Annotated in this window: 21 protein-coding genes; 8 read left to right on the top strand and 13 right to left on the bottom strand. The window is 70.6% G+C overall.

Annotated features, from left to right (window positions below; all coding sequences use genetic code 11):
- Positions 1–75 precede the first annotated feature (75 nt).
- Positions 76–726 carry a hypothetical protein gene (locus tag ACZ4TO_RS19440; RefSeq protein ID WP_382793772.1) on the bottom strand — a complete coding sequence of 217 codons (651 nt, stop codon included), beginning with the start codon at positions 724–726 and terminating at the stop codon, positions 76–78.
- Positions 727–1150: 424 nt separating this feature from the next.
- On the opposite strand from ACZ4TO_RS19440, the gene ACZ4TO_RS19435 reads away from it, so the two are divergent.
- The 3 genes from ACZ4TO_RS19435 to ACZ4TO_RS19425 all read left to right on the top strand — a co-directional run bounded on the left by ACZ4TO_RS19435 (position 1151) and on the right by ACZ4TO_RS19425 (position 3543).
- Positions 1151–1765: a hypothetical protein gene (locus tag ACZ4TO_RS19435; protein ID WP_468024846.1), complete on the top strand. Its 615-nt coding sequence runs from the start codon at positions 1151–1153 to the stop codon at positions 1763–1765.
- A 273-nt stretch (positions 1766–2038) separates the two neighbouring features.
- A complete protein-coding gene (locus ACZ4TO_RS19430) occupies positions 2039–2692 on the top strand; it encodes a hypothetical protein (RefSeq protein ID WP_468024845.1) in 654 nt (217 codons plus the stop codon).
- Between the two features lie 197 nt (positions 2693–2889).
- Positions 2890–3543, top strand: coding sequence for a hypothetical protein (locus ACZ4TO_RS19425; RefSeq protein ID WP_468024844.1), 654 nt, complete (start codon positions 2890–2892; stop codon positions 3541–3543).
- A gap of 106 nt (positions 3544–3649) precedes the next feature.
- Here ACZ4TO_RS19425 and ACZ4TO_RS19420 read toward each other — a convergent pair whose 3' ends face one another.
- The 6 genes from ACZ4TO_RS19420 to ACZ4TO_RS19395 all read right to left on the bottom strand — a co-directional run bounded on the left by ACZ4TO_RS19420 (position 3650) and on the right by ACZ4TO_RS19395 (position 7495).
- Positions 3650–4195, bottom strand: a complete 546-nt coding sequence (locus ACZ4TO_RS19420) for a hypothetical protein (RefSeq protein ID WP_468024843.1) — start codon at positions 4193–4195, stop codon at positions 3650–3652.
- Positions 4192–4893: a hypothetical protein gene (locus ACZ4TO_RS19415; protein ID WP_468024842.1), complete on the bottom strand. Its 702-nt coding sequence runs from the start codon at positions 4891–4893 to the stop codon at positions 4192–4194. Before ACZ4TO_RS19415 ends, ACZ4TO_RS19420 begins: the two co-directional genes overlap by 4 nt.
- On the bottom strand, positions 4890–5462 hold the full coding sequence (locus tag ACZ4TO_RS19410; RefSeq protein ID WP_468024841.1) for a hypothetical protein: 573 nt from the start codon (positions 5460–5462) through the stop codon (positions 4890–4892). Before ACZ4TO_RS19410 ends, ACZ4TO_RS19415 begins: the two co-directional genes overlap by 4 nt.
- An 11-nt stretch (positions 5463–5473) precedes the next feature.
- Positions 5474–6727: a putative T7SS-secreted protein gene (locus ACZ4TO_RS19405; RefSeq protein WP_468024840.1), complete on the bottom strand. Its 1254-nt coding sequence runs from the start codon at positions 6725–6727 to the stop codon at positions 5474–5476.
- Positions 6728–6753: 26 nt separating this feature from the next.
- Complete coding sequence (locus tag ACZ4TO_RS19400; protein WP_468024839.1) at positions 6754–7068, bottom strand: hypothetical protein; 315 nt, start codon at positions 7066–7068, stop codon at positions 6754–6756.
- Between the two features lie 121 nt (positions 7069–7189).
- Positions 7190–7495 carry a WXG100 family type VII secretion target gene (locus ACZ4TO_RS19395; protein ID WP_078943692.1) on the bottom strand — a complete coding sequence of 102 codons (306 nt, stop codon included), beginning with the start codon at positions 7493–7495 and terminating at the stop codon, positions 7190–7192.
- Between the two features lie 277 nt (positions 7496–7772).
- Here ACZ4TO_RS19395 and ACZ4TO_RS19390 point away from each other — a divergent pair, with 277 nt between their 5' ends.
- Together ACZ4TO_RS19390 and ACZ4TO_RS19385 are read left to right on the top strand one after the other, a co-directional pair.
- The gene (locus tag ACZ4TO_RS19390; RefSeq protein WP_468024838.1) at positions 7773–12338 is read left to right on the top strand and encodes an FtsK/SpoIIIE domain-containing protein; all 4566 of its coding nucleotides are present in this window, start codon (positions 7773–7775) and stop codon (positions 12336–12338) included.
- Between the two features lie 50 nt (positions 12339–12388).
- Positions 12389–12991: a hypothetical protein gene (locus ACZ4TO_RS19385; RefSeq protein ID WP_385045953.1), complete on the top strand. Its 603-nt coding sequence runs from the start codon at positions 12389–12391 to the stop codon at positions 12989–12991.
- A 12-nt stretch (positions 12992–13003) separates the two neighbouring features.
- On the opposite strand, the gene ACZ4TO_RS19380 is transcribed toward ACZ4TO_RS19385, so the two are convergent.
- Both ACZ4TO_RS19380 and ACZ4TO_RS19375 read right to left on the bottom strand, forming a co-directional pair.
- Entirely contained in the window at positions 13004–14935 is a 1932-nt protein-coding gene (locus tag ACZ4TO_RS19380) for a serine/threonine-protein kinase (protein ID WP_468025050.1), read from the bottom strand.
- A gap of 99 nt (positions 14936–15034) precedes the next feature.
- Positions 15035–15883 carry a menaquinone biosynthetic enzyme MqnA/MqnD family protein gene (locus ACZ4TO_RS19375; protein ID WP_382793747.1) on the bottom strand — a complete coding sequence of 283 codons (849 nt, stop codon included), beginning with the start codon at positions 15881–15883 and terminating at the stop codon, positions 15035–15037.
- Between the two features lie 344 nt (positions 15884–16227).
- On the opposite strand from ACZ4TO_RS19375, the gene ACZ4TO_RS19370 reads away from it, so the two are divergent.
- The gene (locus ACZ4TO_RS19370; RefSeq protein WP_010986243.1) at positions 16228–16431 is read left to right on the top strand and encodes a cold-shock protein; all 204 of its coding nucleotides are present in this window, start codon (positions 16228–16230) and stop codon (positions 16429–16431) included.
- A 179-nt stretch (positions 16432–16610) separates the two neighbouring features.
- On the opposite strand, the gene ACZ4TO_RS19365 is transcribed toward ACZ4TO_RS19370, so the two are convergent.
- Positions 16611–18515, bottom strand: a complete 1905-nt coding sequence (locus ACZ4TO_RS19365; RefSeq protein WP_382793744.1) for an AMP-dependent synthetase/ligase — start codon at positions 18513–18515, stop codon at positions 16611–16613.
- 594 nt (positions 18516–19109) lie between these two features.
- Here ACZ4TO_RS19365 and ACZ4TO_RS19360 point away from each other — a divergent pair.
- Together ACZ4TO_RS19360 and ACZ4TO_RS19355 are read left to right on the top strand one after the other, a co-directional pair.
- A complete protein-coding gene (locus ACZ4TO_RS19360) occupies positions 19110–20042 on the top strand; it encodes a MaoC family dehydratase (RefSeq protein ID WP_468024837.1) in 933 nt (310 codons plus the stop codon).
- A gap of 204 nt (positions 20043–20246) precedes the next feature.
- The gene (locus ACZ4TO_RS19355) at positions 20247–21539 is read left to right on the top strand and encodes a DUF6716 putative glycosyltransferase (protein WP_468024836.1); all 1293 of its coding nucleotides are present in this window, start codon (positions 20247–20249) and stop codon (positions 21537–21539) included.
- Between the two features lie 79 nt (positions 21540–21618).
- Here ACZ4TO_RS19355 and ACZ4TO_RS19350 read toward each other — a convergent pair whose 3' ends face one another.
- The 3 genes from ACZ4TO_RS19350 to ACZ4TO_RS19340 form a co-directional block, all read right to left on the bottom strand.
- The gene (locus tag ACZ4TO_RS19350) at positions 21619–22293 is read right to left on the bottom strand and encodes a TetR/AcrR family transcriptional regulator (protein ID WP_385045943.1); all 675 of its coding nucleotides are present in this window, start codon (positions 22291–22293) and stop codon (positions 21619–21621) included.
- A gap of 47 nt (positions 22294–22340) precedes the next feature.
- Positions 22341–22646 (bottom strand): DUF4229 domain-containing protein, encoded by a 306-nt coding sequence (locus ACZ4TO_RS19345; RefSeq protein WP_382793733.1) that lies wholly within the window; start codon positions 22644–22646, stop codon positions 22341–22343.
- 121 nt (positions 22647–22767) lie between these two features.
- A complete protein-coding gene (locus ACZ4TO_RS19340) occupies positions 22768–23298 on the bottom strand; it encodes a GNAT family N-acetyltransferase (protein WP_382793730.1) in 531 nt (176 codons plus the stop codon).

Raw genomic sequence — 23298 nt, 5'->3', positions numbered from 1 at the left:
GTTACTGGAGACGTCAGGGGATGAGAAAGGGAAGCGGTCGCGGGAAGCCGCCCGGGACGCGAAGTTCCCGTCCGTTCACCGGTCCGCGAAGCGGAACGTGGAGGTGACGGCGTCGAAGACGTCGAAGAAGGAGTCGGCGAGGTCGAGGACCTGGCTGCTGCCGGCCACCAGGGCGACCTTGCCGGCCTGGCCGGGCACCGGGATGAACGTCTGCATGAGCACGGCCCGGATCGTGCGCTGGAGGCTGTCGTCCGGGACGACGATGTCCTCGATGCCGTACGTCCGCGCGGCGGGACCGACGCCGGGTATCTCGACGGTGGTCACCTTGCGCCAGGCGTCGCCCTCCTTCTTCGCCTCCCGCACGGCGAGTTGTGCCGCGATGGCCTGCGGGTCCGTGGGAAGGGGCTCACCGTTCTGCGCCCGGCCGCCGACGATCGAGACGGTGACCGAGCCGGTGATCGGGGTGTCCCCGCCGAACGACTCCGCCATGCAGCCGCAGTAGAGGGCACCGGACTTCCAGGCGTCGGCGCTGGCCTTGCGCAGGAAGCCGATATAGGTGTCGCGGTACCGCGCCAGCTCCGGCTGCGCGTCGATCCGCTCGCTCACCATCCGCCGGATCGAGTCGTCCCGCGACTCCGGCCGCACGTCGAACTCCCACCACGATTCCGGCACCTTGATCCGGAAGCCGCCGCGCTCGACGGTGAGAGTCTCGATGTAGCGGTCCATGGCGCCCCCGGGTGCGTCGTTCGTCTTCTGCCTTCTCTGCGCGAACCGGCCTGTGTGTTCGACCTGTTCGACTCGGGTCAGCGTACGAGGTGCGGTGGAGGCGGGGACAACACCCAGGGACGAAGGGGCCGCCCCCTCACGGGGCGCCTCATGTGAAGGTGTCGAACGCAAACCCTGGGTGGGATGTGGAAGCGGGTCCGTCTCCGCTCGGACGGATGTGTCCCGGACCACGATCAGGCCACCACGGACCGCCACTTCACCCCGGAACGCCCCCGTATGCCCGCGTCCAGCTCGGGGTTTCCGCCTGGCGAAACCAAGAGCCCCATGGATACCGTCATTGCCCTTGACCGACTTCGCTCGACCGATGTCCTACGGGGAGTTCACCGTGAAGCGCCGCACTTTGCCCGTTGCTACCGCGTCGGCCGTGACAACAGCCCTGCTGCTGACGGCCTGCGGCGGCGGGGGCGACTCCCCGAAGGCGACGGAGAAGACCGCGGAATCGGACCGCGCCAACACGGCTTCGGCCTCCCCGCCCGCGAGCGCACCGACCGACGCCGACCGACCGGACATCACCCTCCCGAGCGACGTGAAGGACGAGTTCGAGGGCTGGAAGACAGGGGACGCGACGAAGAACGCGATCCTGGCGGACGCGGGGCGCGCGCAGACGGCCACCAACCACGCCATCATCAAATCGAATCCCGATGACCCGGCCCTCGCCTTCTACCGGCAGGGCGACGCCCTCGTCGGCGGCGCTCGGTGGGTCAAGTCCTTCGTGGACGCCGGAATCACGTACACCGGCACCGTTCGGTACTTCCGTCCCAGCGTGACGCTCCACGGAACGACATCCGCGGGGGTCACGTTCTGCACGGACGAGAGCAAGGCGTTCAACAAGGACGTGAAGACGAAGAAGGTCGACAGAACTCCGGCGACCAAGAACTCCTTCGTCTACTACAACACTCACCTGAAGAAGGCCGAGAACGGCGTCTGGCAGACGACGCAGCTCGTCTCCGAACGGGGCAGCGCCAAGTGCACGCGCTGAGGCCTAAGAGCCGGGCACTCACCGTCGGTGCCCTGGCGACGACCTGCGTGCGGTCGCCCGGCCCGCCATACGCCGCTCGCGGCACCGTCAAGAAGCTCCAGGCCGTCAAGCGGTGGCCTGTCGAAAGCACCCTCGCGAGATAGCCGGCGAAGACGCGCCGCGTCGGCCGAAGGCCCGGTCGACCGCCCCCTGACGCACTCCCAACGTGCACCGCACGATGCCGCCATTCCCCCTGCTCGAGTTCACTCAACCGATGTCCCACGGGAGCCCACTGTGAAGCGCCGCACTTTGCCCGTCGCCACCGCGTTCGCCGCGACAACAGTCCTGTTCCTGACGGGCTGTGGCGGCGGAGGCGACTCGTCGAAGGCAACTGACAAGATCGCGGGCGCGGGTCAAGGAAGCACGCGTACGGCATCCCCCAGCGCGAGCGCCTCGGACAACACGGACCGGCCCGACATCACCCTTCCGAAGGATCTCAGCGACAAGTTCGAGAACTGGAGTACCGGCGACGCCGCCAAGGACGCGGTTCTCGCGGATGTCGGGCGCAGGGTCGATGCGACCAACCACGCCATCGCCGCAGGCGACGCCGAACTGCCGGCTCTCGGCTTCTACTACAGCGGCACCGCCCTGGCCGATGCCCGGGACTGGGTCACGTCCATCGCGAAGGACGGCTACTCGATCACCGGCGTGAACCGTTACTACAACGCCAAGATCGACCTCATCGGCTCCGCCTCGGCGGGGGTCGTGTACTGCGAGGACCAGTCCAAGGCCTTCGCCAAGGACAGAAAGACGGGCAAGGTCATCAAGACGGCCGTCACCTCCAAGTCCTACGTCCTCTACACGACGCGACTCGAGAAGAACGGCAAGGGCGTCTGGCAGACGACGAAGCTCACCTCGCAGAGGGCCGACAAGTCGTGCACTCCTTAGCCACGCCGGGCCGACTTCTTGTCACCGGAGCCATGGTCGACCGCCCGGAAACCGCCCTCGATCGGCAACTCGCGACGACGCACCGCCTCGGCTGAACGCCCAGGCGAGCAACCGGACCCGCACTCCGCATGCACCACACCAACGCCGTCATTTTCCTTGATGGAGTTCACTCAACCGATGCCCCACGGGAGCCCACTGTGAAGCGCCGCACCTTGGCCGTTGCCACCGCGTTCGCCGCGACAGCAGCCCTGCTGCTGACGGCCTGCGGCGGCGGGGACGACTCCCCGAAGGCAAACGACAAGATCGCGGGCGCGGATCAGGAAAGCACGCGCTCGACCGCCCCCAGCGCGAGTCCTTCCGGCAACGCCGACCGACCGGACATCACCCTCCCGAGCGACGTGACGGACGAGTTCGACGGGTGGAAGACGGGCGACTCGACGAAGGACGCCGTCCTGGCGGACGCGGGGCGGGCCCAGACGGCGATGAACGACGCCGTCATCAAGGGCACCTCGGACACCCCTGGCCTGGCCTTCTACTACAAGGGCAAGGCTCTGACGTCCTCCGTCAAGTGGGTCCAGAAGTGGCTGGACATCGGAGTCACGTACACGGGAACCACGCGGTACTACAGCCCCAAGGTCGAGATCTTCGACAGCAAGTCCGCCGGTGTCTCGTACTGCGCCGATGAGACCAAGGCGTACAACAAGGACCGGAAGACCAAGAAGGTCGACAGGACACCCGCCGGGAACGACGCCTACGTTCTGTACAACACGCGCCTGGAGAAGACCGCCGAGGGCGTGTGGCAGACCTCCGACGGCACGTCCGTACGAGGGAGCAAGACGTGCGTACGGTGACAGGGCACCGCACAGCCGTCACGGGCGGAGCGCTCGTGATCCCCTGCACGCTGGCCTGGTCGGCAACGGCCTTCGCGAGGGCTCTCGACAGCGCCCGAGCCCGGCCTCAGATCCAGCGCAAAGAGTGAGCCATGGCATCGCACAAGTCCCCCATCGGGCTTTCGGTGCCGCTCAGTGGCATGGAGAACGCCAGGTGCAGGTAGCCGACACCGCCGGGCATGCACACGTGGTAGTCCATGGCCGTCCGCGTGATCGCTCGGACCGTCCCGCCCGCAGGCAGTACCCGGACATCCACCTCGGCATCGGAATCCATCCGTCGGGTCAGCTCCGAGGCGAAGTCGTCCGGCGTCGGCGCCAGTCCGCGAGGCGTCATGACCAACGAGATCAGGAGCGAGGCGGGGAGTGCCGAACCGGGCGACTCGGTCTTCAGGAAGAACTCCAGACCGCCCTGAGCAAGGCTGCCCTCGGCGGTGTTGCGGAGCGTTGCCCACACGTTTCGGGCAACCTCCGCGGGGACTCGGCTTCCCTCCGACTCCTTGTCCACGAAGGTCTTCAACTGGCGACGCCAACGCTCGTGCGTGAGATCGACACGGAACCAGTCCCGGGGTACGAGGAGCCGGTAGTCCGAAGGCGCCTGATCGGTGACGCTCACCGACCGGTCCCCGCGGTGATCAGCGGCGAGCCGTCAGCCGTGAAGAGGCGGATGCTGCTGACCGTGTTGCCGAACATGGTGGAGAACAGGTCCCAGCCCTCCATCGTGGGGGTGGACATCTCCATGGCGACCGTCGTGCCGTTCGGGAGGGGCACGTAGACACGGATGTATCCGGTCGGAAAGGCAAGGCTGTGACCCGACTCGGTCAGCTCACCTGTGAGTTTCGATTCCCGCGTTCCGATGCACACCGCGGCGGGTCCACAGGGGAGTTCCACCTCGGACACGTCCGCTCCGTCGAGCCGGCGGAACGTGGACGCGATCTCCCTCACCACAGCCTGGACACCCCCGTCGACCTCCGGGCTGTCCATCAGGGACGCGAATACCGTCGCGCTGCAGGGGGTCTCGTCGACGGCCGTCACGCAGATCCCTGCGTACTCGACGCCTGCGGCCAGCAGGTCGTCGAATCCGAGTGCGCAGATGACCGCGAACCTCGTCCTGTCGTCGTCCGCCGCGTCCGGGAGCGCCTTGTCGGCGAGTTCCTCCAAAAGTCGTACGGCCTCGTCGTCGTCCGTCTCATGGACCGGGATGTCATGGAAGATCTCCGGCATCACCCAACGGACGTGGATGTCGTCGGCACGCAGCGCGGGCGGCGCGGGGTGCGTCGGTATGAACGCCGACAACTCGATGTCGGTGGTCATGGAGCCTGTTCCTTCTCCGGGACGGGACGCTCAGGGGCATCGGGGTAGAACGTTCGCGACGTCGCGTACATCCCGTAGTACGGGTACAGGCGCGGAACGTCGGCACCGCCCTGGCGCGCGATCGCGGCGATCTTGCGATACAGGCGGGCCCTGCACCGTACGTTCCTGTCGGTCGGGTCAAGCAGGCTCCGGCGCCGCACCAGATAGGTCCCCACCAGCGACGAGCAGACGATCAGCGCGTCGACCACGATGAACGCGATCTGGAACTGGCGGGACTTGCCGGAGGCGACCAAGTCCCAGAAGGGCCAGGCCCCGAGTCCGAATACGAAGAGCGGAATCGCGGCGAGACAGCCTAGAACACTGGCTTTCTCCGTGTCCTGGCGTCGCTGGAACAGCATCCAGTGGACGGCCCGGTCATCGAGAAAATCGAAGCGCACCTCTCGTCCGAACCGCTCGGCCGCAGCCTTGGCAGCGGGCACGGCGGCGATGACCTCCGAAGGGACCATCTCATGCACGGTCCCCCGGTCGTCGACGAATTGCCCGGGGCTGAGGGCGTGATAGTCACCCACGTGAATTCTCCCTATCCAGTAGGCGCCAGTGCAGCATGAAACGAAGTCGGGGAAGGGCTGGGCTGCGGAGTCGGCGACGGAGTTCCGGACGGGCCCGAAGGTCTGCGGCTCAGGTCCGGTGCGGGGGTGGGCCGCGTGTCACCTGGCGGCGGGCTGACAGGGTGCGTCGTGTCGTCCGCCCCGAACCTGCCGCGGAGCCGAATCAAACTCTGCACATACGCGTTGCCGAACGCGGCGCCCTTGATGAAGCGAGTGACGCCCTCGGGATCGAACCCGTTCGCGGGCAGCTTCACCTTGGTGATGCCCTTCTTGGCCAGGTATTTGGAAGCGAGGCCGACCCCCCGGTTGATGCTCTTCACGGCGAAGCCGTTGGTGAAGCCCGCCCAGACGGCCTCCTGAGCGACAAGGAGCCGCGAGCCCTTGGCCGCCGCCGACAATCCCTTCACCGCGCCAAGGCCCGGGATGATCCCGAGGACATCAAACGTGATCTTCAGCCAGTCGAACTTCCCGCCCCGGGCGAAGACGTCGTACAACCGGCCCGACAGAGCCGTGGCGCTGGCCGCGGAAGCCAGTGCGACAAGGACGATGGCGAGCGTGCCGCCGGACAGGACGACTGCCGCGATCAGCGCCGCCACCGCCAGAACCGTGGCGGCGGTCGAGATCCAGTCCGCGTGGTCCGCGATCCAGTTCATGATGCCGCCAGGGTCATGCACCCCATCGTGATGAATCACGTTCTTGATCCGGTGGGCGGCCCGCTTCGCCGCATCGTCACGGATCTCCTTGGCGGACTCGATCTTGCTACGCGCCACCGCCATGAGATGTGCGGCGTCGTCCCGCTTCTTCTCCTGCTTCGTGCGCTCGACATGGTCTTCCTGGGACGGAACGGTGCCGGTGTACGGCTCCAGCACCTTGAGGGCCGCCTTGTGATCGACCTCCGCGGCACGGAAATCGTCCAGGGCCCCGTCCGCCATGCGCTGGGCGCGGTGCAGTTCGCCGGCGTACTCGTCCGACTCACCGTCCCTGACCTGGGTTCCAAGTGCTTTCGAAGCCTCGTCGTAGCGGTCGTACGCCTGCTTCAGCCGCCCCGCCGTGTCGCCCGCGGTCTCGTGGAAGGCTCGGCCCGCGTCACTGTCCCAGCCGTCGACGGAAGCCAGCGCCCGAATGTTCCGGGCCTGCTTGTCGATCTCCTCGGCCATGCCGCGCAGCTTCTTGCCGAGCCGTGCCACCTCGTGCGGATCACCCGGCACGGGATCGGAGTCGTACATCGGCGTCCAGTCCCTGGGACGGGCTGTCACGGCTTCCCCTTCTGATCGCTCTTCTTGGCGTTCCTGAGCGCCTCCGCGAGCTGATGATCGATGTCCTCGTACGCCTTGGCCGCCTCGGCGGTGTACTTGGCCAGGTTCTCGATGTCCTTCATCAGCTTCTTGCGGTTCTTCTTCCAGGTGTCCGAGAAGTCGTCGAACACGTCCCGGAGCCTGTCGCTGCCCAGGTCGTCGCCATAGCCGTCGGCGGGATTGCCGTGTTGGTCGAACTCACGGTGAATACGGTAGAGCGAGTCCGAGCAATCCTTGATCAGATCGAGGTCGTATCGGGTCCTGTCCGCCACGGTTTTCAGACTTCCTGCTCAGCAGTCGCTCGGTCTCCATCACTGCGAAGCGGACCGGACACGGGCGCGACCGGGCGCTGGCGCGCCCCGTCGCCCCGGTGCGGTCCGCGAGGTCCGGCTGTCAGCCCTTGACACCCTTCGCCAGCTGATCATCCAGGTCCTCATACGCCTTCGCCGCGTCCTCGAGGAACTTGGCCATCCCCTTGAGGCCCTCAAGGGTGTCCTTCATTCCCTTGGTGAACTCCTTGAAGGAGTCGTCGAAGGCCTGGGAGCCCTTGGACGTCGTGTAGCCGTCCGCGACGAGGCCGTCGATGTAGCTGTCGAGGCCGTGGAGCTTGTCCTCCATCTTCTCCTTCTCGTGGCCGAGTCGCTTCGCAGCGTGCCGCATCTTCTCGTAAGTGATGTCCGCGTCTTTGCCGCCGGCCATGTGGCGTCCTCCATGCTTCAACTCGCCCCAGGGCCAACCCCCGTGGCTCCCGATGCGGATGGTGCGATCGTCCGCATTGAGCATGCAGCTTACTTACGGCGCTTGCAGGCGCACACCCCGGTTGTGTCACGAGCGCGCACCAAGGGCCGTTCGCGGCCCGGGTCTTCGTCGTTCTCTCACAAGGGCCGTTGCCTGCGGGAAGCGGTGAGCGGATAGGCTCGAGAGCACTGTGGCCCGCGTTCCGGAAGCGGCCTTCGGTGTCTGGGGGAGGACGAGCGTGCGGCTGACTCTGACCGTCGTCGACCCGCTCGGCGGGGCCACCGCCGATGTGGTTCTCGACGCGGATCCCGAGTCCTCGGTGGGGGACATCGCCAAAGAGCTCGCGGCACACGTCGGTCACGGCGGCGGTGCGCAGATCATCCCCATCGGCCATCACCAGGGGGCCGCGGGCGGCGGCGCGCCGGTCGCGTACGTGGACGGACATCCCGTCGATCCGGCCGCGACCATCGCCACCTCGCCACTGCGCGAGGGCGCGGTCGTGAGCCTGCACGACCCGGCCGGCTGTCTGCCCGGCGAGCCCACCGGGCTGGTCGAACTGCGGGTGGCGGGCGGTCCGTCGGCGGGTGCCGTGCACCGGCTCGGGATCGGCCGGTACGACATCGGCGCCGGGGCGGCCTCGTACATCCGGATCGACGATCCCGAACTTCCGCAAAGGGCGCTGACGTTGTCAGTCGCAACGGACGGAACCTGCGGCGTCACCGTGCACGGGGAGAAGAAGGGCGTCACCCTCGACGGCGAGCCCGTCGAGGAGCGCGAGGACGACGGCTGGCCCCTCGGCGGCCAGGTCGCGGTCGGCAACACCCTTCTCCAGCTCGACCGTTACACCCAGCCGGACGCCGCCCTGAAGTGGTCCGACGACGGCGCCGGCCTCGACTACAACCGGCCCCCGCGGCTGCACCCGCCCGAGCGGGAGACGAAGTTCCGGCTGCCGAACCCGGTACGGGACTACGAGGCCCGGCCGCTGCCCTGGCTGATGGCGCTGACACCGCTGGTCAGTGCCGTCGTCATGGTGCTGGTCTTCGGGCGCTGGTACTACATGATCATGGCCCTGCTGAGCCCGCTGATCATGCTCGGCAACTACTTCATGGACAAGAAGCAGGGCCGCAAGTCCCACGCCAAGCAGGTCAAGGAGTACAACGAGCACAAGGCGCGGATCGAGAAGGACGCCCAGGAGGCGCTGCTCGCCGAACGGCTCGACCGGCGCCGCGCGATCCCCGATCCGGCGACCGTGCTGTCGCTGGGCACCGGCCCGCGCACCCGGCTGTGGGAGCGGCGCCGCACCGACGCCGACCATCTGCTGCTGCGCGTCGGCACCGGCCAACTCCCCTCCGAGGTCGTGCTCGACGACCCCGAGCAGGACGACCACAAGCGCCAGGTCACCTGGACCATCGAGGACGCGCCGGTCTCCCTCCCGCTCGCGGAACGCGGTGTCGTCGGCATCGCCGGACCCGGTGACTCGGCCCAGGCGCTGGGCCGTTGGGCCGTCGCGCAGACCGCGGTGCTGCACAGCCCGCTGGACGTCCAGTTCTACGTCCTGACGGAGAGCAGCGGCCAGGAGAGCTGGGACTGGGTGCGCTGGCTCCCGCACAGCAGGCCCGCCGGCGCCCAGGACGCCAACGTGCTCATCGGCACGGACGCCGAGACGGTCGGCGCCCGGATCGGCGAGCTGACCCAGCTCCTCGACGCCCGCCAGAAGGCCGCCAAGCAGAACGGCAACAAGGCCTCGTTCAGCGATCCGGACATCGTCGTCGTGTGGGACGGCTCCCGCCGGCTGCGGTCCATGCCGGGCGTGGTGCGGCTGCTCCGCGAGGGCCCGGCCATGTCCATGTACGCGATCTGCCTGGACGCCGAGGAGCGGTTCCTGCCCGGCGAGTGCCAGGCCATCGTCATCGCGGAGCCGAGGCCCGAGGAGCACACGGACGCGCAGGCGCCCGTGCGGACCGCGCCGGCCGCGCCCGGCGGCTTCCCCTCCTTCCACGCCTGGCACGCCACCGCGACCGACGACTCCGCCACCGGCACCTCGAAGGCCCTCGAACTGCGGCTGCGGGTGCAGCAGACGGGCGTCGCCCGCGTACGGGACGTACGGCCCGACTTCGTGTCGGCCGCCTGGTGCTCCCGGCTCGCCCGCGCCCTGTCCGCCCTGCGCGACATCAGCGGCGAGACCGAGGACTCGGCCCTGCCCGGCGCCAGCCGGCTGCTCGACGTCCTCCAACTGGAGCCCCCGACCGGGGCCGCGATCAGCGCGCGCTGGCGGATGGGCGGGCAGTCGACGACGGCGGTCATCGGTGAGTCGTACGACGGTCCGTTCGGCATCGACATGCGGCGCGACGGCCCGCACGGTCTGATCGCCGGCACGACGGGCTCCGGAAAGTCGGAGTTGCTCCAGACGATCGTGGCGTCGCTGGCCGTGGCCAACACCCCCGAGAACATGACGTTCGTCCTCGTCGACTACAAGGGCGGCTCGGCGTTCAAGGACTGCGTCCAGCTCCCGCACACCGTCGGCATGGTGACCGACCTCGACGCCCATCTCGTCGAGCGGGCACTGGAATCGCTCGGTGCGGAGCTCAAGCGGCGCGAGCACATCCTGGCCGCCGCCGACGCCAAGGACATCGAGGACTACCAGGACCTCGTACGCCGTGACCCCTCGCACGCGCCCGTGCCCCGGCTCCTCATCGTCATCGACGAGTTCGCCTCCATGGTGCGCGACCTGCCCGACTTCGTGACGGGCCTGGTCAACATCGCCCAGCGAGGACGCTCGCTCGGCATCCACCTGCTGCTGGCCACCCAGCGGCCGAGCGGTGTCGTGTCCCCCGAGATCCGCGCCAACACCAACCTGCGGATAGCGCTGCGCGTCACCGACGGAGGCGAGTCGAGCGACGTCATCGACTCCCCCGAGGCTGGGCACATCTCCAAGAGCACACCGGGACGCGCGTACGTCCGTCTCGGGCACGCCTCGCTCGTACCGTTCCAGTCGGGCCGCGTCGGTGGCCGCCGGCCCGGTGCCGCCGATCCGGCGGCGCTCGCGCCCTGGGCGGGCCCCCTCGACTGGTCGGACCTCGGCCGGGCCGCGCTGGTCAAGCCGAGGGCCGAGCAGCGCGAGGAGGGGGAGATCACCGACCTCAAGGTGCTGGTCGACGCGGTCCGCGAGGCCAACAGCGCCCTCGGCATCCCGCCCCAGCACAGCCCCTGGCTGCCCGCCCTCGCCGAGACGCTGCTGCTCGACGAGATCGCCGCGCCCGCGTTCTCCGGCGGTCCGGGCAGACTGCCGCCCGCCCCGTACGGCGTCGAGGACCTGCCCGCCGACCAGGCCCGCCGGCCCGTCGTGGTGGACTTCGCCTCCTTCGGGCATCTGCTCATCGGCGGCGCGCCCCGCAGCGGACGGTCGCAGATCCTGCGGACGATCGCGGGTTCGCTGGCCCGCACCCACTCGGCGGCCGACGTCCATCTGTACGGCATCGACTGCGGCAACGGCGCCCTCAACGCGCTGTCCCGGCTGCCGCACTGCGGCGCCGTCGTCGGCCGCAACCAGACCGAACGCGTGGTCCGCCTCATCTCCCGCCTCAAGGGTGAACTGACCCGCAGGCAGGACCTGTTGGCGGACAAGGGCTTCGCGGACATCGGCGAGCAGCGGGCCGCGTCCGGGGAGGACGAACGGCTCCCGCACATCGTGGTGCTGCTCGACCGGTGGGAGGGCTGGCTGCCGACGCTCGGCGAGTACGACCACGGCGATCTGACCGACCAGCTCACCGCGATGATGCGCGAGGGCGCGAGCGTCGGACTGCACCTGGTGATGACGGGCGACCGCCAGATCCTCTCCACCCGGATCGGCTCGCTCACCGAGGACAAGTACGCCCTGCGGCTCGCCGACCGCTCCGACTTCTCGCTGATCGGCGTCAACGCGCGCAAGATCCCCGAGGAGATCCCGCCCGGCCGCGGCTACCGCAACGAGCACGGCACCGAGACCCAGTTCGCCCTGCTCACGGAGGACTCCACCGGTCAGGGCCAGGCCGCGGCGCTCACCGCGATCGGCGAGGCGGCCGCGGCGCGGGACGCCGCACTGCCGCGCGCCCGGCGCCCGTTCCGGGTCGACGTGCTGCCCACCCGGATCGGTTTCGCCGACGCCTGGGAGATGCGCGACCCGGAGGCCTCCCGCTCCCGGCTGTGGAGCCTGGTGGGCATCGGCGGCGACGACGTCCAGGGCTTCGGCCCGGACCTCTCCCAGGGCGTGCCGACGTTCGTCGTCGCGGGCCCCGCCAAATCCGGCCGCAGTACGACGCTGATGAACATGGCCCGCTCGTACCTGGCCCAGGGCGTGCGTCTGGTCGTCGCGGCGCCCCGCCCTTCCCCGCTGCGCGAACTGGACGGCCAGGAGGGCGTGTTGAAGGTCTTCGACGAGGACGACATCGAGAGCGACGATCTGCGCGAGGCCATCGACTCGGCGACGCCCGAGGAACCGATCGTGGTGCTGGTCGACGACGGTGAGGTCCTGGAGGACTGTGACGCCGAGACCGTCTTCAAGCGGATCGTGCAGCGCGGCGGCGAACGCGGTCTCGGCCTGGTCATCGCCGGTGACGAGGAGGACGTGTGCAGCGGGTTCTCCGGCTGGCAGGTCGAGATGAAGAAGGGCCGCCGCGGGATCCTGCTGTCCCCGCAGGACTCCTCGGCGGGTGAGCTGATCGGCATCCGTACGAACCGCAGCATGGTCGGCGGTCCGGTCGCCCCCGGCAAGGGTCTGCTGCACCTGGGCGACGGGGAGCCGATGACGGTGACGACGCCGTTGTAGGCCGTCGGCCCGTCCGGGCAGGGCGGCGGGAGCGAGAGAGAGGGGGGCCGGTGGGCGGATCGGCGAGACCGAAGCGGCGGAGGGCCACGAAGGGCGCGCTGGGCCACGAGCACGTCCGGCGGCGGCCGTCCGCCGGACAGCAGGCACGGGAGAAGGCGTCCTGGAAGGACGCGGGCGGGGGCTGTCTGATCCTGCTGGCCGCCCTGGCCGTGATCGTCCCGTTCGCGATGGCCGCGGAGACCTGGGGGCCGGACCTCTGGGGTGCTGCCGCTCCCGCCTCGCCCGGCGGCGGGTACGGCTTCGCGGCCGTGGTCGGTGCCGTACTGCCGCTCGGGCTCGGCGCCCTGATCGGGCCGCTTTCACGGATGAAGTGGAAGGAGAGGCCCCTGAGTTCGCTCGGCTGGGCGGTCGCCTCCCTGCCCGGTCTCGCCGCCTGTTCCTTCTGCGCGCTCGTGGTGTTCACGACCACGCGCCCGAGGTACCGCCGCGACTGGGACTCCGGGTGCTACAGCCGGGGCAACCCCTGCTGGGTGCACGTCGAGTACCCCTGGGTCTGGGCCGTCGGACTGCTCTCGACGGTGCTCGTCGCCGTCGGGCTGATCGTCGTGCTCGGCAAGAGGTCGGACTCCTCCGAGGACGGGGCCACCGGCTGAACGGCCCGCCGATCAGCCCACCTTGGTCATCCGGGCCACCGGGTCCCCCGCCTCGGCGTTGTCGGTCTCGTAGGTGAGGTCGCTGCCGACGGGCGTGAGGCGGACTTCGTGCCGGCCCTTCGTGCAGACGTCCCGGTTGGACTCCGAGGCCACGCTCGTGGCGACGAGCTGTTTCTTCGTGACCTTCTTCAGGACGAGGACGTCGTCGCAGATGCCGCCGATCTGGTCGGTCTGCCGGAACGTGCCCAACTCCTGCCCCACGGAAGCCTGGTGGACGGTGACGCGGAAGGTCCCCATGGGGAGGGTGCCGCTGAGTCCGAGGCCCTCGCCCTCCCAGGTGCCGACGTAGGAGGCGGGGACCGTGGACTGTCCGCCGCCCGGGTCGGACGCGCTGTTCGTCGGGGCCGGTTCCGGGGCGCTCGCCGTGGAGCCCGGCCGCGTGGCGCTCGCCGACGGATCCGACCCGCCGACGCTCCGGCTCGCCGTGGCCGACGGACGCCCGCCCGCGACGTCGCTCCCCTCGTCGTCGGCGCCGCCGCCCGGCAGCAGGTCGAAGAGGAACGCGGACCCCACGGTCACCGCCGCCAGCGCTCCCGCGACGGCGAGGGCGACCGTGCAGCTCATCCTGCGGCCCTGTCCGCCGGCCCCGGGCGCCGAGGTGGCGGCCACGCTGACCGAGAGCTTGCCGGGCCGGCCGGCCGTGCGCGGGTCCGGCGTCCCCTCACGGTGTACGGCGTCCTGGGGCCCGGTGGAGACGGCGTCGCCCTGGCGCGGGACGTAGGGAGGCATCGTGGGCGGCGGCCCGAAGCCCGGCGGAGGCGGCCCGAAGCCCCCGCCCGGACCGGGCAGCCCGCCGAACCCGGCTCCCGTCCCGGCACCCGCACCCGTCCCGGCAGCAGCGCCGGCCCCCGTCCCCGTCCCGGCACCGACACCGGAACCAGCACCAGCACCGGTCCCCGTCCCGGCACCGGCCTCCACCCCTTGCCCCGCCCCGACCGACGGGCTGCTGAAGCCCAACGGCCCGGAGGGCGTGGCCTGCGCGGCCCCCGTCGCCTCGAGGTTCAGCAGTTGTACGGCACTTCGGCTCACCCGCTCGACCAGGGCGCCCGGCAGCCAGCCCGCCGACACCAGCCGGGCGGCGCCCTGCGGTGCGAGCCGGACGGCGACCTCGCCCGGGGTGGGCCGCGCCGTGGGCTCCTTGGCCAGGCAGGCCGCCACCAGCTCGCGCAACTCGCCTTCCAGGGAGTCGAGCCGAGGCTCCTCGTGCACCACTTTGTAGAGGAGGGAGGCGGAGGAGTCACCCGGGAAGGGCGGCTCGCCGGTGGCGGCGTACGCCAGGACCGCGCCGAGCGAGAACACGTCCGCGGCCCCCGTGACGCCCTTGCCGAGGATCTGCTCGGGCGACATGTAGCCCGGGGAGCCGACCGAGACGCCGGTCGAGGTCAGCGAGGCGGTGCCGTCCGTGGCCCGCGCGATGCCGAAGTCGATCAGGAGCGGGCCGTCGAGGGTGAGCAGCACGTTGGAGGGTTTGACGTCACGGTGGACGAGGCCCAGCGCGTGGACCGCGGTGAGCGCCTCGGCCAGACCCGCGCCGAGGACCCGCGCGGAATGGGCCGGGAGCGGTCCGCCGTCGGCGATCGCCTGCGTCAGGGAGGGGCCGGCCGCGTAGCCGGTGGCGACCCAGGGGACCGGCGCCTCCGGGTCCGCGTCCAGGACGGGCGCCGTCCAGGCGCCGCCCACCCGCCGCGCCGCCTCGACCTCGCGGCGGAAGCGGGCGCGGAACTCCTCGTCGAGCGCGAAGTGCGGATGCACGATCTTGACCGCGACCGTACGTCCGCCCGCGCTGCGTCCCAGATACACGCGCCCCATGCCGCCGGACCCCAGCCGGCCGAGCAGCCGGTAGGGCCCCACGGCCGTGGGTTCGTCGGCTCCGAGCGGCTGCATGGCACTCACGGTTCCCCCTCCCCCGTACACACTGCCCAGCAGCGTAGTGCCGTGCGCGCCCCCGGCCCCGAAACTACCGGGACCGGGTCGGCCGGCGTCTCACGGCTGGAGGAGCCGCACGTTCACATCCGCCGGGAACCCGGTGGTCGAACCGACCCGGCGCGCGAACTCCCGTACGGCCTCGAGCTGCGGGCCGCCGAAGCGGAAGTCGAGCGTCGTGAAGTACTGCTCCAGGACGGACTCGTCGAACTCCTCCCACCGGGCCGCCTGCTCGGCGACCTTGGAGACCTCGTCGAGGGAGAGGTCCCGGGAGGAGAGGAAGGCCTGGTGCACCTTGCGGGTGACGAGCGGCTCGCGCTCCAGGTAGTCGCGCCGGGCCGCCCACACGGCGAAGACGAACGGCAGGCCCGTCCACTCCTTCCACAGCGCGCCGAGGTCGTGCACCTGGAGTCCGTACTTCGGTCCGTCGAGCAGGTTGGCGCGCAGCGCCGCGTCACCGATGAGGACGGCGGCGTCGGCCTCCTGCATCATCAGGCTCAGATCGGGCGGGCACGTGTAGTACGAGGGGGTCACCCCGACCTTCTCGGCCAGCAGGAGCTGGGCGAGCCGCACGGAGGTGCGCGAGGTGGAGCCGAGGGCTACCCGGGCGCCGTCCAACTGGTCGAGGGGGACCTGCGAGACGATCACGCAGGACATCACGGGGCCGTCGCAGCCGACGGCGATGTCCGGAAAGGCGACGAGGTCGTCGGCGTGCTTGAGGAACTCGACGAGCGTGATGGGCCCGATGTCGAGATCACCTCGCACCAACTGCTCGCTGAGCTTCTCGGGGGTGTCCTTGGTGAGCTCGAAGTCGAGGAGCGTGCCCGTTCTCGCGAGCCCCCAGTACAGGGGCAGGCAGTTCAGGAACTGGATGTGGCCGACGCGCGGCCGGGTGCGAGAATTGTCCACATCGTGAGGCTAGACCCCGAGCGGTGGCATGCGGGCTCCAGGGTCGGCGTGTGCGGGTGGAAACCGTCGCGACGCCTCGTGTCAACGGTTGTGACACCTCGAAGTCGACGCACGTCAGACCCCTGACCCCCGCCGGACCACCCGTCCGGATGACGTGATCTTCGCCTCTATTGCTTTCGGCTGCCTGCGTGCTAGGCTCGCCGCAAGTTGCAGTTTGGTTTCCCTTGCAGTACAGAGCCTGCGGAGCATGTGACCGCGGGCTCTCGTCGTTTTCAGACGTATGCAGTTGTTTACACAATCGCAGGTTCTGGAGCAGGGCAACCCTTTGGGCCCAAGGAGGGCTTATGGCTACCGGAACCGTGAAGTGGTTCAACGCCGAAAAGGGCTTTGGTTTCATTGCCCAGGAAGGCGGCGGCCCGGACGTCTTCGTCCACTACTCCGCGATCAACGCGAGCGGTTTCCGCTCTCTCGAAGAGAACCAGTCGGTTTCCTTCGACGTCACGCAGGGTCCGAAGGGCCCGCAGGCGGAGAACGTCACTCCGCTCTAAGCCTTCGGCTCCATGAGCCCAATGCTTTGATCCGGAACGGATAGCAGTACCCAAGGAGCCCCGCGCCAGTCGGCCGCGGGGCTCCTGCCTTTGTGCGCCCACCCGGCCCGGAGCGCGCACAGGGGCTATACGCCGTACAGGGGCTATACGTCGTACAAGGGCAATACGTCACACACGGGCTATACGTCGTACAGGGCCTCTATCTCCCTGCTGAAGTCCTTCTCGATCGCCGCGCGCCGCAGCTTCATGGACGGGGTGAGGTGGCCGGCCGCCTCGGTGAAGTCGACGGGCAGGACCGTGAAGCGGCGGATGGACTCGGGGCGCGAGACGAGCCGGTTGGCCTCGTTCACGGCGCGTTGCAGGATGCCCAGCAACTCCGGGTCGTCCATGACGAGTTCCGGGGGGACCGGGTGCTTGCCGTTCATCCGGCGCCAGTGGGCGATGCCCTCGGGGTCGAGGGTGATGAGGGCGGAGACGAAGGGGCGGCGGTCGCCCAGGACCATGCACTGGGCGATCAGCGGATGGGAGCGCAGCCAGTCCTGGAGGGGCGCCGGGGCGACGTTCTTGCCGCCCGCGGTGATCAGGATCTCCTTCTTGCGGCCGGTGATCGCGAGATAGCCGCCGTCGTCCAGCTCCCCGATGTCGCCGGTGGCGAACCATCCGTCCGGGGCGGCGTCGACGACACCGCCCGCGTGCGGGTCCCAGTAGCCGCGGAAGACCTGCGCCCCGCACAGCAGCACCTCCCCGTCGGCGGCGATCCGCACCCGGGTGCCCGGCAGGGGCCGGCCGACCGTGCCGAGGCGCGGCTTCTGCGGGGGCGTGACCGTCGCGGCGGCCGTGGTCTCCGTGAGCCCGTACCCCTCGAAGATCTCGATGCCGGCTCCCGCGTAGAAGGCGGCGAGCCGGCGGCCGAGCGGGGACCCGCCGCAGATGGCGTGCCGGACCCGGCCGCCGAGGGCGTTGCGGATACGGCGGTAGACCAGGGGGTCGTAGAGGGCGCGGGCGGTACGCAGGGAGCGGCTCGGACCGGGACCGGTGCCGTGCTGCCTGGCCTCGACGGCCTCGCCGTACTTCTGGGCGATCCGGGCCGCCCGGTCGAAGGACGAACCGCGGCCCATGCGTTCGGCGGTGGCGCGCCCGGTGTTGAAGACCTTCTCCAGGACGTACGGGATGGCGAGCAGGAAGGTCGGCTTGAACGAGGCCAGGTCCGCGAGGAGGTCCTCGGTCTGGAGGCTGGGCGCGTGGCCGAGCTTCACCCGCGCGCGCAGACAGGCCACGGCGACCATGCGGCCGAAGACGTGCGAGAGGGGGAGGAAGAGGAGGGTGGAGGCGGGGTCCTGGGAGCGGGCCTTGAAGATCGGGTAGAGCAGTTCGACGGCGTTGTCGACCTCGGCGAAGAAGTTGCCGTGGGTGAGGGCGCAGCCCTTCGGGCGGCCGGTGGTGCCCGAGGTGTAGATGAGGGTGGCGAGGGTGTCCGGGCCCAGCACCCCGCGCCGTACGGTCACTTCCTGGTCCGGGACGTCGCGGCCGAGTTCCGCGAGGCGCTCCACATGGCCCTTCTCGAAGACCCACATGTGCCGCAGGTCGGGGATGTGCTCGCGCTCGGGGCCGAGGGCGGCGGCCTGCGCCACGGACTCCACGGCGAGCGCGACGGCACCCGAGTCCTGGAGGATCCAGCGGGTCTGGAAGGCCGAGGAGGTCGGGTAGACCGGCACGGTGACCAGGCCGGCGGCCCAGGCGGCGAAGTCGAGGAGGGTCCATTCGTACGTCGTCCGGGCCATGATGGCGATCCGGTCGCCCGGCACCAGCCCCTCCGCGATCAGCCCCTTGGCCACCGCGTGGACCTCCTCGGCGAACCGGGCGGCGCTCACGTCGAGCCAGCCGTCGCCGTCCGGGGTCTTCCGGCTGAGGACCGGCTCCAGCGGGGCGGCGGCCGCGTTGTCGAACGGGATGTCGGCGAGGGAGCCGTGGGTGACCCGGCCCACGATCGGGGGCATCGCGACCTCGCGCACGACACCGTCCAGCCGCTTGATCTCGGGCTCCGGCAGAGGAGGGGCGGAGTCGGACGAGTAGGGGCTGGACACGGGGCGGCTCCTTGTCGGCCGGAAGGCCGGGGCGGGTGCAAGGCGTGTTCGGGCTCGGCGGAGCGCGCGGCGGCGCGAAATCTCATACGGCCCTGGGGAGTGGGGGGTTCAGGGGTCTCGGCAACCCGGTGAGACGGGGATCCTACGGCGCCGAGGTGTGGGGTTTGTGACGCTTTGCCGCAGGCGGAGTGCGGGTTACCCGGGGTAGCTGTGCCCTTGCCCGAGACCCGACTCCGCGCGTCCACAGCCCAGCCGACCCTCAGATCCGGAACGCCGCTCCAGGTGTCCACAGCCCCGCCGACCCCCGAACCCGGAACGCGGCTCCGGGCATCGGCAGCCCTGGCGAACCCCGGGTCCAGGGCGCCCGGCTCCGGCGCTCCGAAGACTCCGGGCCTCACCCCCGGGCAGCCCGCCCCCGGGAGATCGCCGTACGCCATCTCGACCCCCGCCCTCCCCCTGACGTAGCCTTACCCCCGGTAACTTACTCCAGAGTCACCTCATGCCCACCCGGAAGCCGGCCAATCCCGCAGCCGCGTGAACCGCACCGCCCCGTCCGCCGGGAGCCGCGCCTTCCCCGTCCGCCTGGAGACTCCGATGCGTACTCAGCCGCCCGTCCGCCCCGAGCCGCGGACGCACACCCTCGACGCCGCCCCCTCGCTCGTCCCGCTGCTGGCCCGCGGCGCCCTGCTCTCCCCCTTCAAGCGGCCCCGCCCGGACGCCCGCGTCCCCGCCACCCGGCTCCTCCACTCCGGTGTGCGGATCGACCTCGCCCATCTCGCCGCGTACGAGCGGGTGTGCGGGTTCGCGACCGGAGCGGACGCCCTGCCGGTCACGTATCCGCACGTGCTCGCCTTTCCGCTGGCCATGCGGATCCTGGCGGGGCGCGCGTTCCCGCTTCCGCTGCTCGGGCTGGTGCACACCTCGATCGAGATCACCCGGCACCGGGAGTGCGCCGCGAACGCGGAGTACGAACTCGCGGTGCTGGTGGAAAAGTTGGCGCCGCACCGGCGGGGCACGGAGGCGACCGTGCTGACCGAGGCGCGGGTCCACGGCACGCCCGTATGGGAGTCGAGGAGCACCTACCTGGCCCGCCACAGCCCCCGGAACCCGGGCAAGGAACCCACCCGGGACCCCACCCCGGGGAACCCCGACCCCCAGGTCCCGGCCCCGGCCCCCCGGCAGGACTCCCGGACGCTGCCCGCCCTCGCCGAGTGGCGGCTCGGGCCGGACGTCGGACGTCGCTACGGTGCCGTCTCGGGGGACCGCAACCCCATCCATCTGCACCCCCTCACCGCCCGCCTCTTCGGCTTCCCGCGCGCCATCGCGCACGGGATGTGGACCGTCGCCCGCTGCCTGGCCGAGTACGGCCCGGAACAAGCGGTCGAGGTGCGGGCCGAGTTCAGGGCGCCGGTGCCGCTGCCGGGGACGGTGACGTACGCCGCGCGGGGGCCGGAGTTCGAGCTGCGCTCGGGCGGACGGATCCATCTGACCGGCGACGTACGCCCGACGCGAACGCGAGACGCGTGAACTTCGGGCGAACAGCGCATGGCGAAAGCCCCGGGCGCGACTTCTCGCGTTCGTCAACTCGCAGGTGAGGGAGCGTCGTTGAGAAAGCTCTCACAGTTCACACCCAGTGCACCAAGGTGGCTTCAAGCAGCCCCTCATCCCACCCTCAGACACCGTTCCTAGCCTCGGTCCACCCCCGGCCGCCGCCAGGAAAGGCACCGAAGCATGCCCCCCAGACGAATCGCCGTCATCGCCGACTCCGACACCCGTTGGAAGTGGGGAGCGTCCGTCGCCCGGCAGATCGCTCCCGCGTACGCACTCGACGCGATGTTCCTGCGCACCCGGGCCACCCCGACGGAACGCCAACTGGCGGAGATAGGCGTCGTACCGGACACCCGGCGCGACGTCACCGTGGCGGAACTGGTCGACGACGAGGAACTCGCCGCCGCCGACGTGCTCGTCCTGGCCACCGCGGGAGGCACGACCCTCGCGCTCACCCACGGCCTCGGCCTCGCGTGGGAGGGGCGGCAGCGGCGGCCGGTCACCGTCACCGGATACGTCGGGGTCGTGTACGAGAAGATGGTCGACGGGCTGATGACCCGGGCCGGCACCGACCTCGTCCTCGCCAACAGCGCCTACGACGCGGACCGTTTCCGCGAGGCGTTCGCGAGCGTCGGCGTCGACCCCGACTCGGTGGTGGAGTGCGCCCTGCCCTTCCTCGGCGGGGAGCCGTACGCGCCGTCCTCGGAGCGGCCCTTCACGCTCACCTTCGCCGTCCAGCCGTCGGTGCCCAAGGGCCGGGTGTCCCGGCTCGGGCTGCTGGAGCGGGCGGCGGCCCACGCGCGACGGCACCCCGACCGGCTGGTGCTGATGAAACTGCGCAGCCTCCCCGGCGAGCACACCACGCACGTCGAGGCCGATCCGTACCAGCTCCTCATCGAGAGGATGACCGAGCCGGCCCCGGACAACCTGCGCCTCGTCTACGGCAACATGGGCGAAGTCCTGGACCGTACCGACCTGTTGGTGACGGTCAGCTCGACGGCCGCCCTGGAGTCGATGCACCGCGGCATCCCGACCGCGATCCTCACGGACTTCGGGGTCCGCGAGGCGCACGGCAACCACTACTTCGTGCACTCGGGCTGCCTCGCCTCCTGGGACGACCTGGACGCCGGCGCGACGCCGCGCGTCGACCCGGCCTGGGCGGCCCGCCAGGGCGTCGGCAAGAGCGATCCGTACGCCGCCGCCCGCGCCCGGCTCTCCGCGCTCGGCTCGGCCGGCCGGCTGCCCGTGCTGCGGCCGTACTACTCGCCGCAGCGGGCGGGGGCCTATCTCGCCGGCATCCTGGAGCGCAACGGCCTCGACGAGAAGGGCAGGCCCCTGACGCCCGCGGCGGGCGCGAGCGGCGCGGGCCCGGTGCGCACGGTGATCCGCCGGGCCGCGCGCAGCGGCGCCAAGTCCCTCTACCGGGTGGGCCGTGAGCGGGTCGCCCCCGCACTGCGCCGCTGGGGCCAGGCCTGACCCCGCCCGGCCCGCGGCCACCGCCCGGCACGCACGGGCTGCCCTGCCCGGCACGCACGGGCCCCGTGGGCCGCAGGTGTCAGATCTCGGTGGTGCTCTGGGTGGGGATCGCCGCGGCCGGCGGGGACCAGGGGCGGCCCTGCATGAGCGTGCCGAGTCCCGTCCAGGCGAAGTTCATCAGGGTGGCGGCGGCCTGCCGGGCCGAGACGCCGGGGGTGGCGTTGGCCCACGCGGCCATCGACTCGGCGGCACCGACCAGCGCCTCCGCGAGACCGGCGACCTCCCGCGCGGGCAGCGACGGGTCGCGGTGTGCCTCACGCGCGGCGACGACGATCAACTGCGTGACGAAGTGGACCAGTTCCTCGCGCATCGCGAAGACCTCGGCGGCGAAGGGCTCGCCGTGCGTACGGGCCTGGAGGTGCAGGACGGCCCAGCCGTCCGGGTTCTCGGCGGTGTGGGTGAAGAACGCCCGCAGCCCTTCCCAGAGCTGACGGTCGGCGGGCAGGTCGGGGCGGACGCCGGCGCGGACCGCGTCGGTGAGCGCCTTGGCCTCACGCCGGATGCACGCGGTGAACAGGTCTTCCTTCGAGTTCAGGTACAGGTACACCAACGGCTTGGACACACCCGCCAGTTCGGCGATCTCGTCCATCGACGCGGCCCGGTACCCGCGCTGCCCGAAGGTCCGTACGGCCGCGTCCAGCATCTGCTGCTCGCGTACCGCGCGGGGCATCCGCTTGTTCTTCACAGCACCCATGCGCCAAGCCTACGAGGGCTCCGGGCCCGGCCGGGCGCGCGGCGGTGTCAGGAGGCCTGGTGCGGGGTGCCCTGGGCGGGCTCGTCCAGGAGGGCGTCCTCCTGGTTGCGGTTGCGCTCCAGGTTGGCCTTGGCGCGGTCGACGCGGGCGACGACCTGCTCCGAGGCGCGGTCGCGCGCTCCGCGCAGGACGACGAAGCTGATCGGCGCGGAGATCACCAGGGCCAGCAGGACGACCCACATGTAGTTGGAGTCGCCGAGGCCGCGGGGGGCGACGCCCGAGTAGACGAGGCCCCAGACGACCACGAGGCAGCCCACGAAGATCCCAAGGCGCATCAGTGTGTAGCGGAGCATCTCAATCCACTCTTCCGTTCCGAACGGTCCCAAAGAACTCCGTCCAGTGAAGCACGCCCGGACAGCGATCTTGCAGCGGGTCCTCGGCCACGGCCGGGCGGGGCCTGGCGGGCGGGAACGGTCAGACCGGGCCGAGGGACAGCAGCATCGTGATGTCGTCCCGTTCCTCGCCGGGCGCGACCCGGATCGCGCCCGGTACCCGCCCGACCTCCTTGTAGCCGCAGGAGGTGTAGAAGCGCTCGAGGCCCTCGCCGCCCCGGCAGGTCAGCCGTATCGCCTCGATGCCGTCGAGACGGCCGGCGGCCTCCTCGACGGCGGCGAGCAGGTCCCGGCCGTACCCCTTGCCCTGGTGCCGCGGGTGCACCATCACGGTGTACAGCCAGACCCAGTGCCGCATCAGCCGGTGGGTGTTGTGCGTGAGGAAGGCGGTCGCGGCGACGCCGCCCTCCTCGTCCCGGCCGACCAGCAGCCGGGTGCGGCCCTCCGCCATGGCGACGAGGTGCTTCACGAGTTCGGGGCGGACGTCGTCGGCGGTCACCGGCGGCACGAAGCCGACGGAGCCGCCCGCGTTCGAGACGTCCGCCCACAGGGCGAGGACGCCGTCCCGGAGCGCGGGGGTGACCGCCGGGTCCAGTTCGAAGTCCAGTGCCAC

The organism is Streptomyces sp. NPDC028298 (genome assembly GCF_055565895.1).
This window is presented reverse-complemented; position numbering and strand designations above follow the sequence as displayed.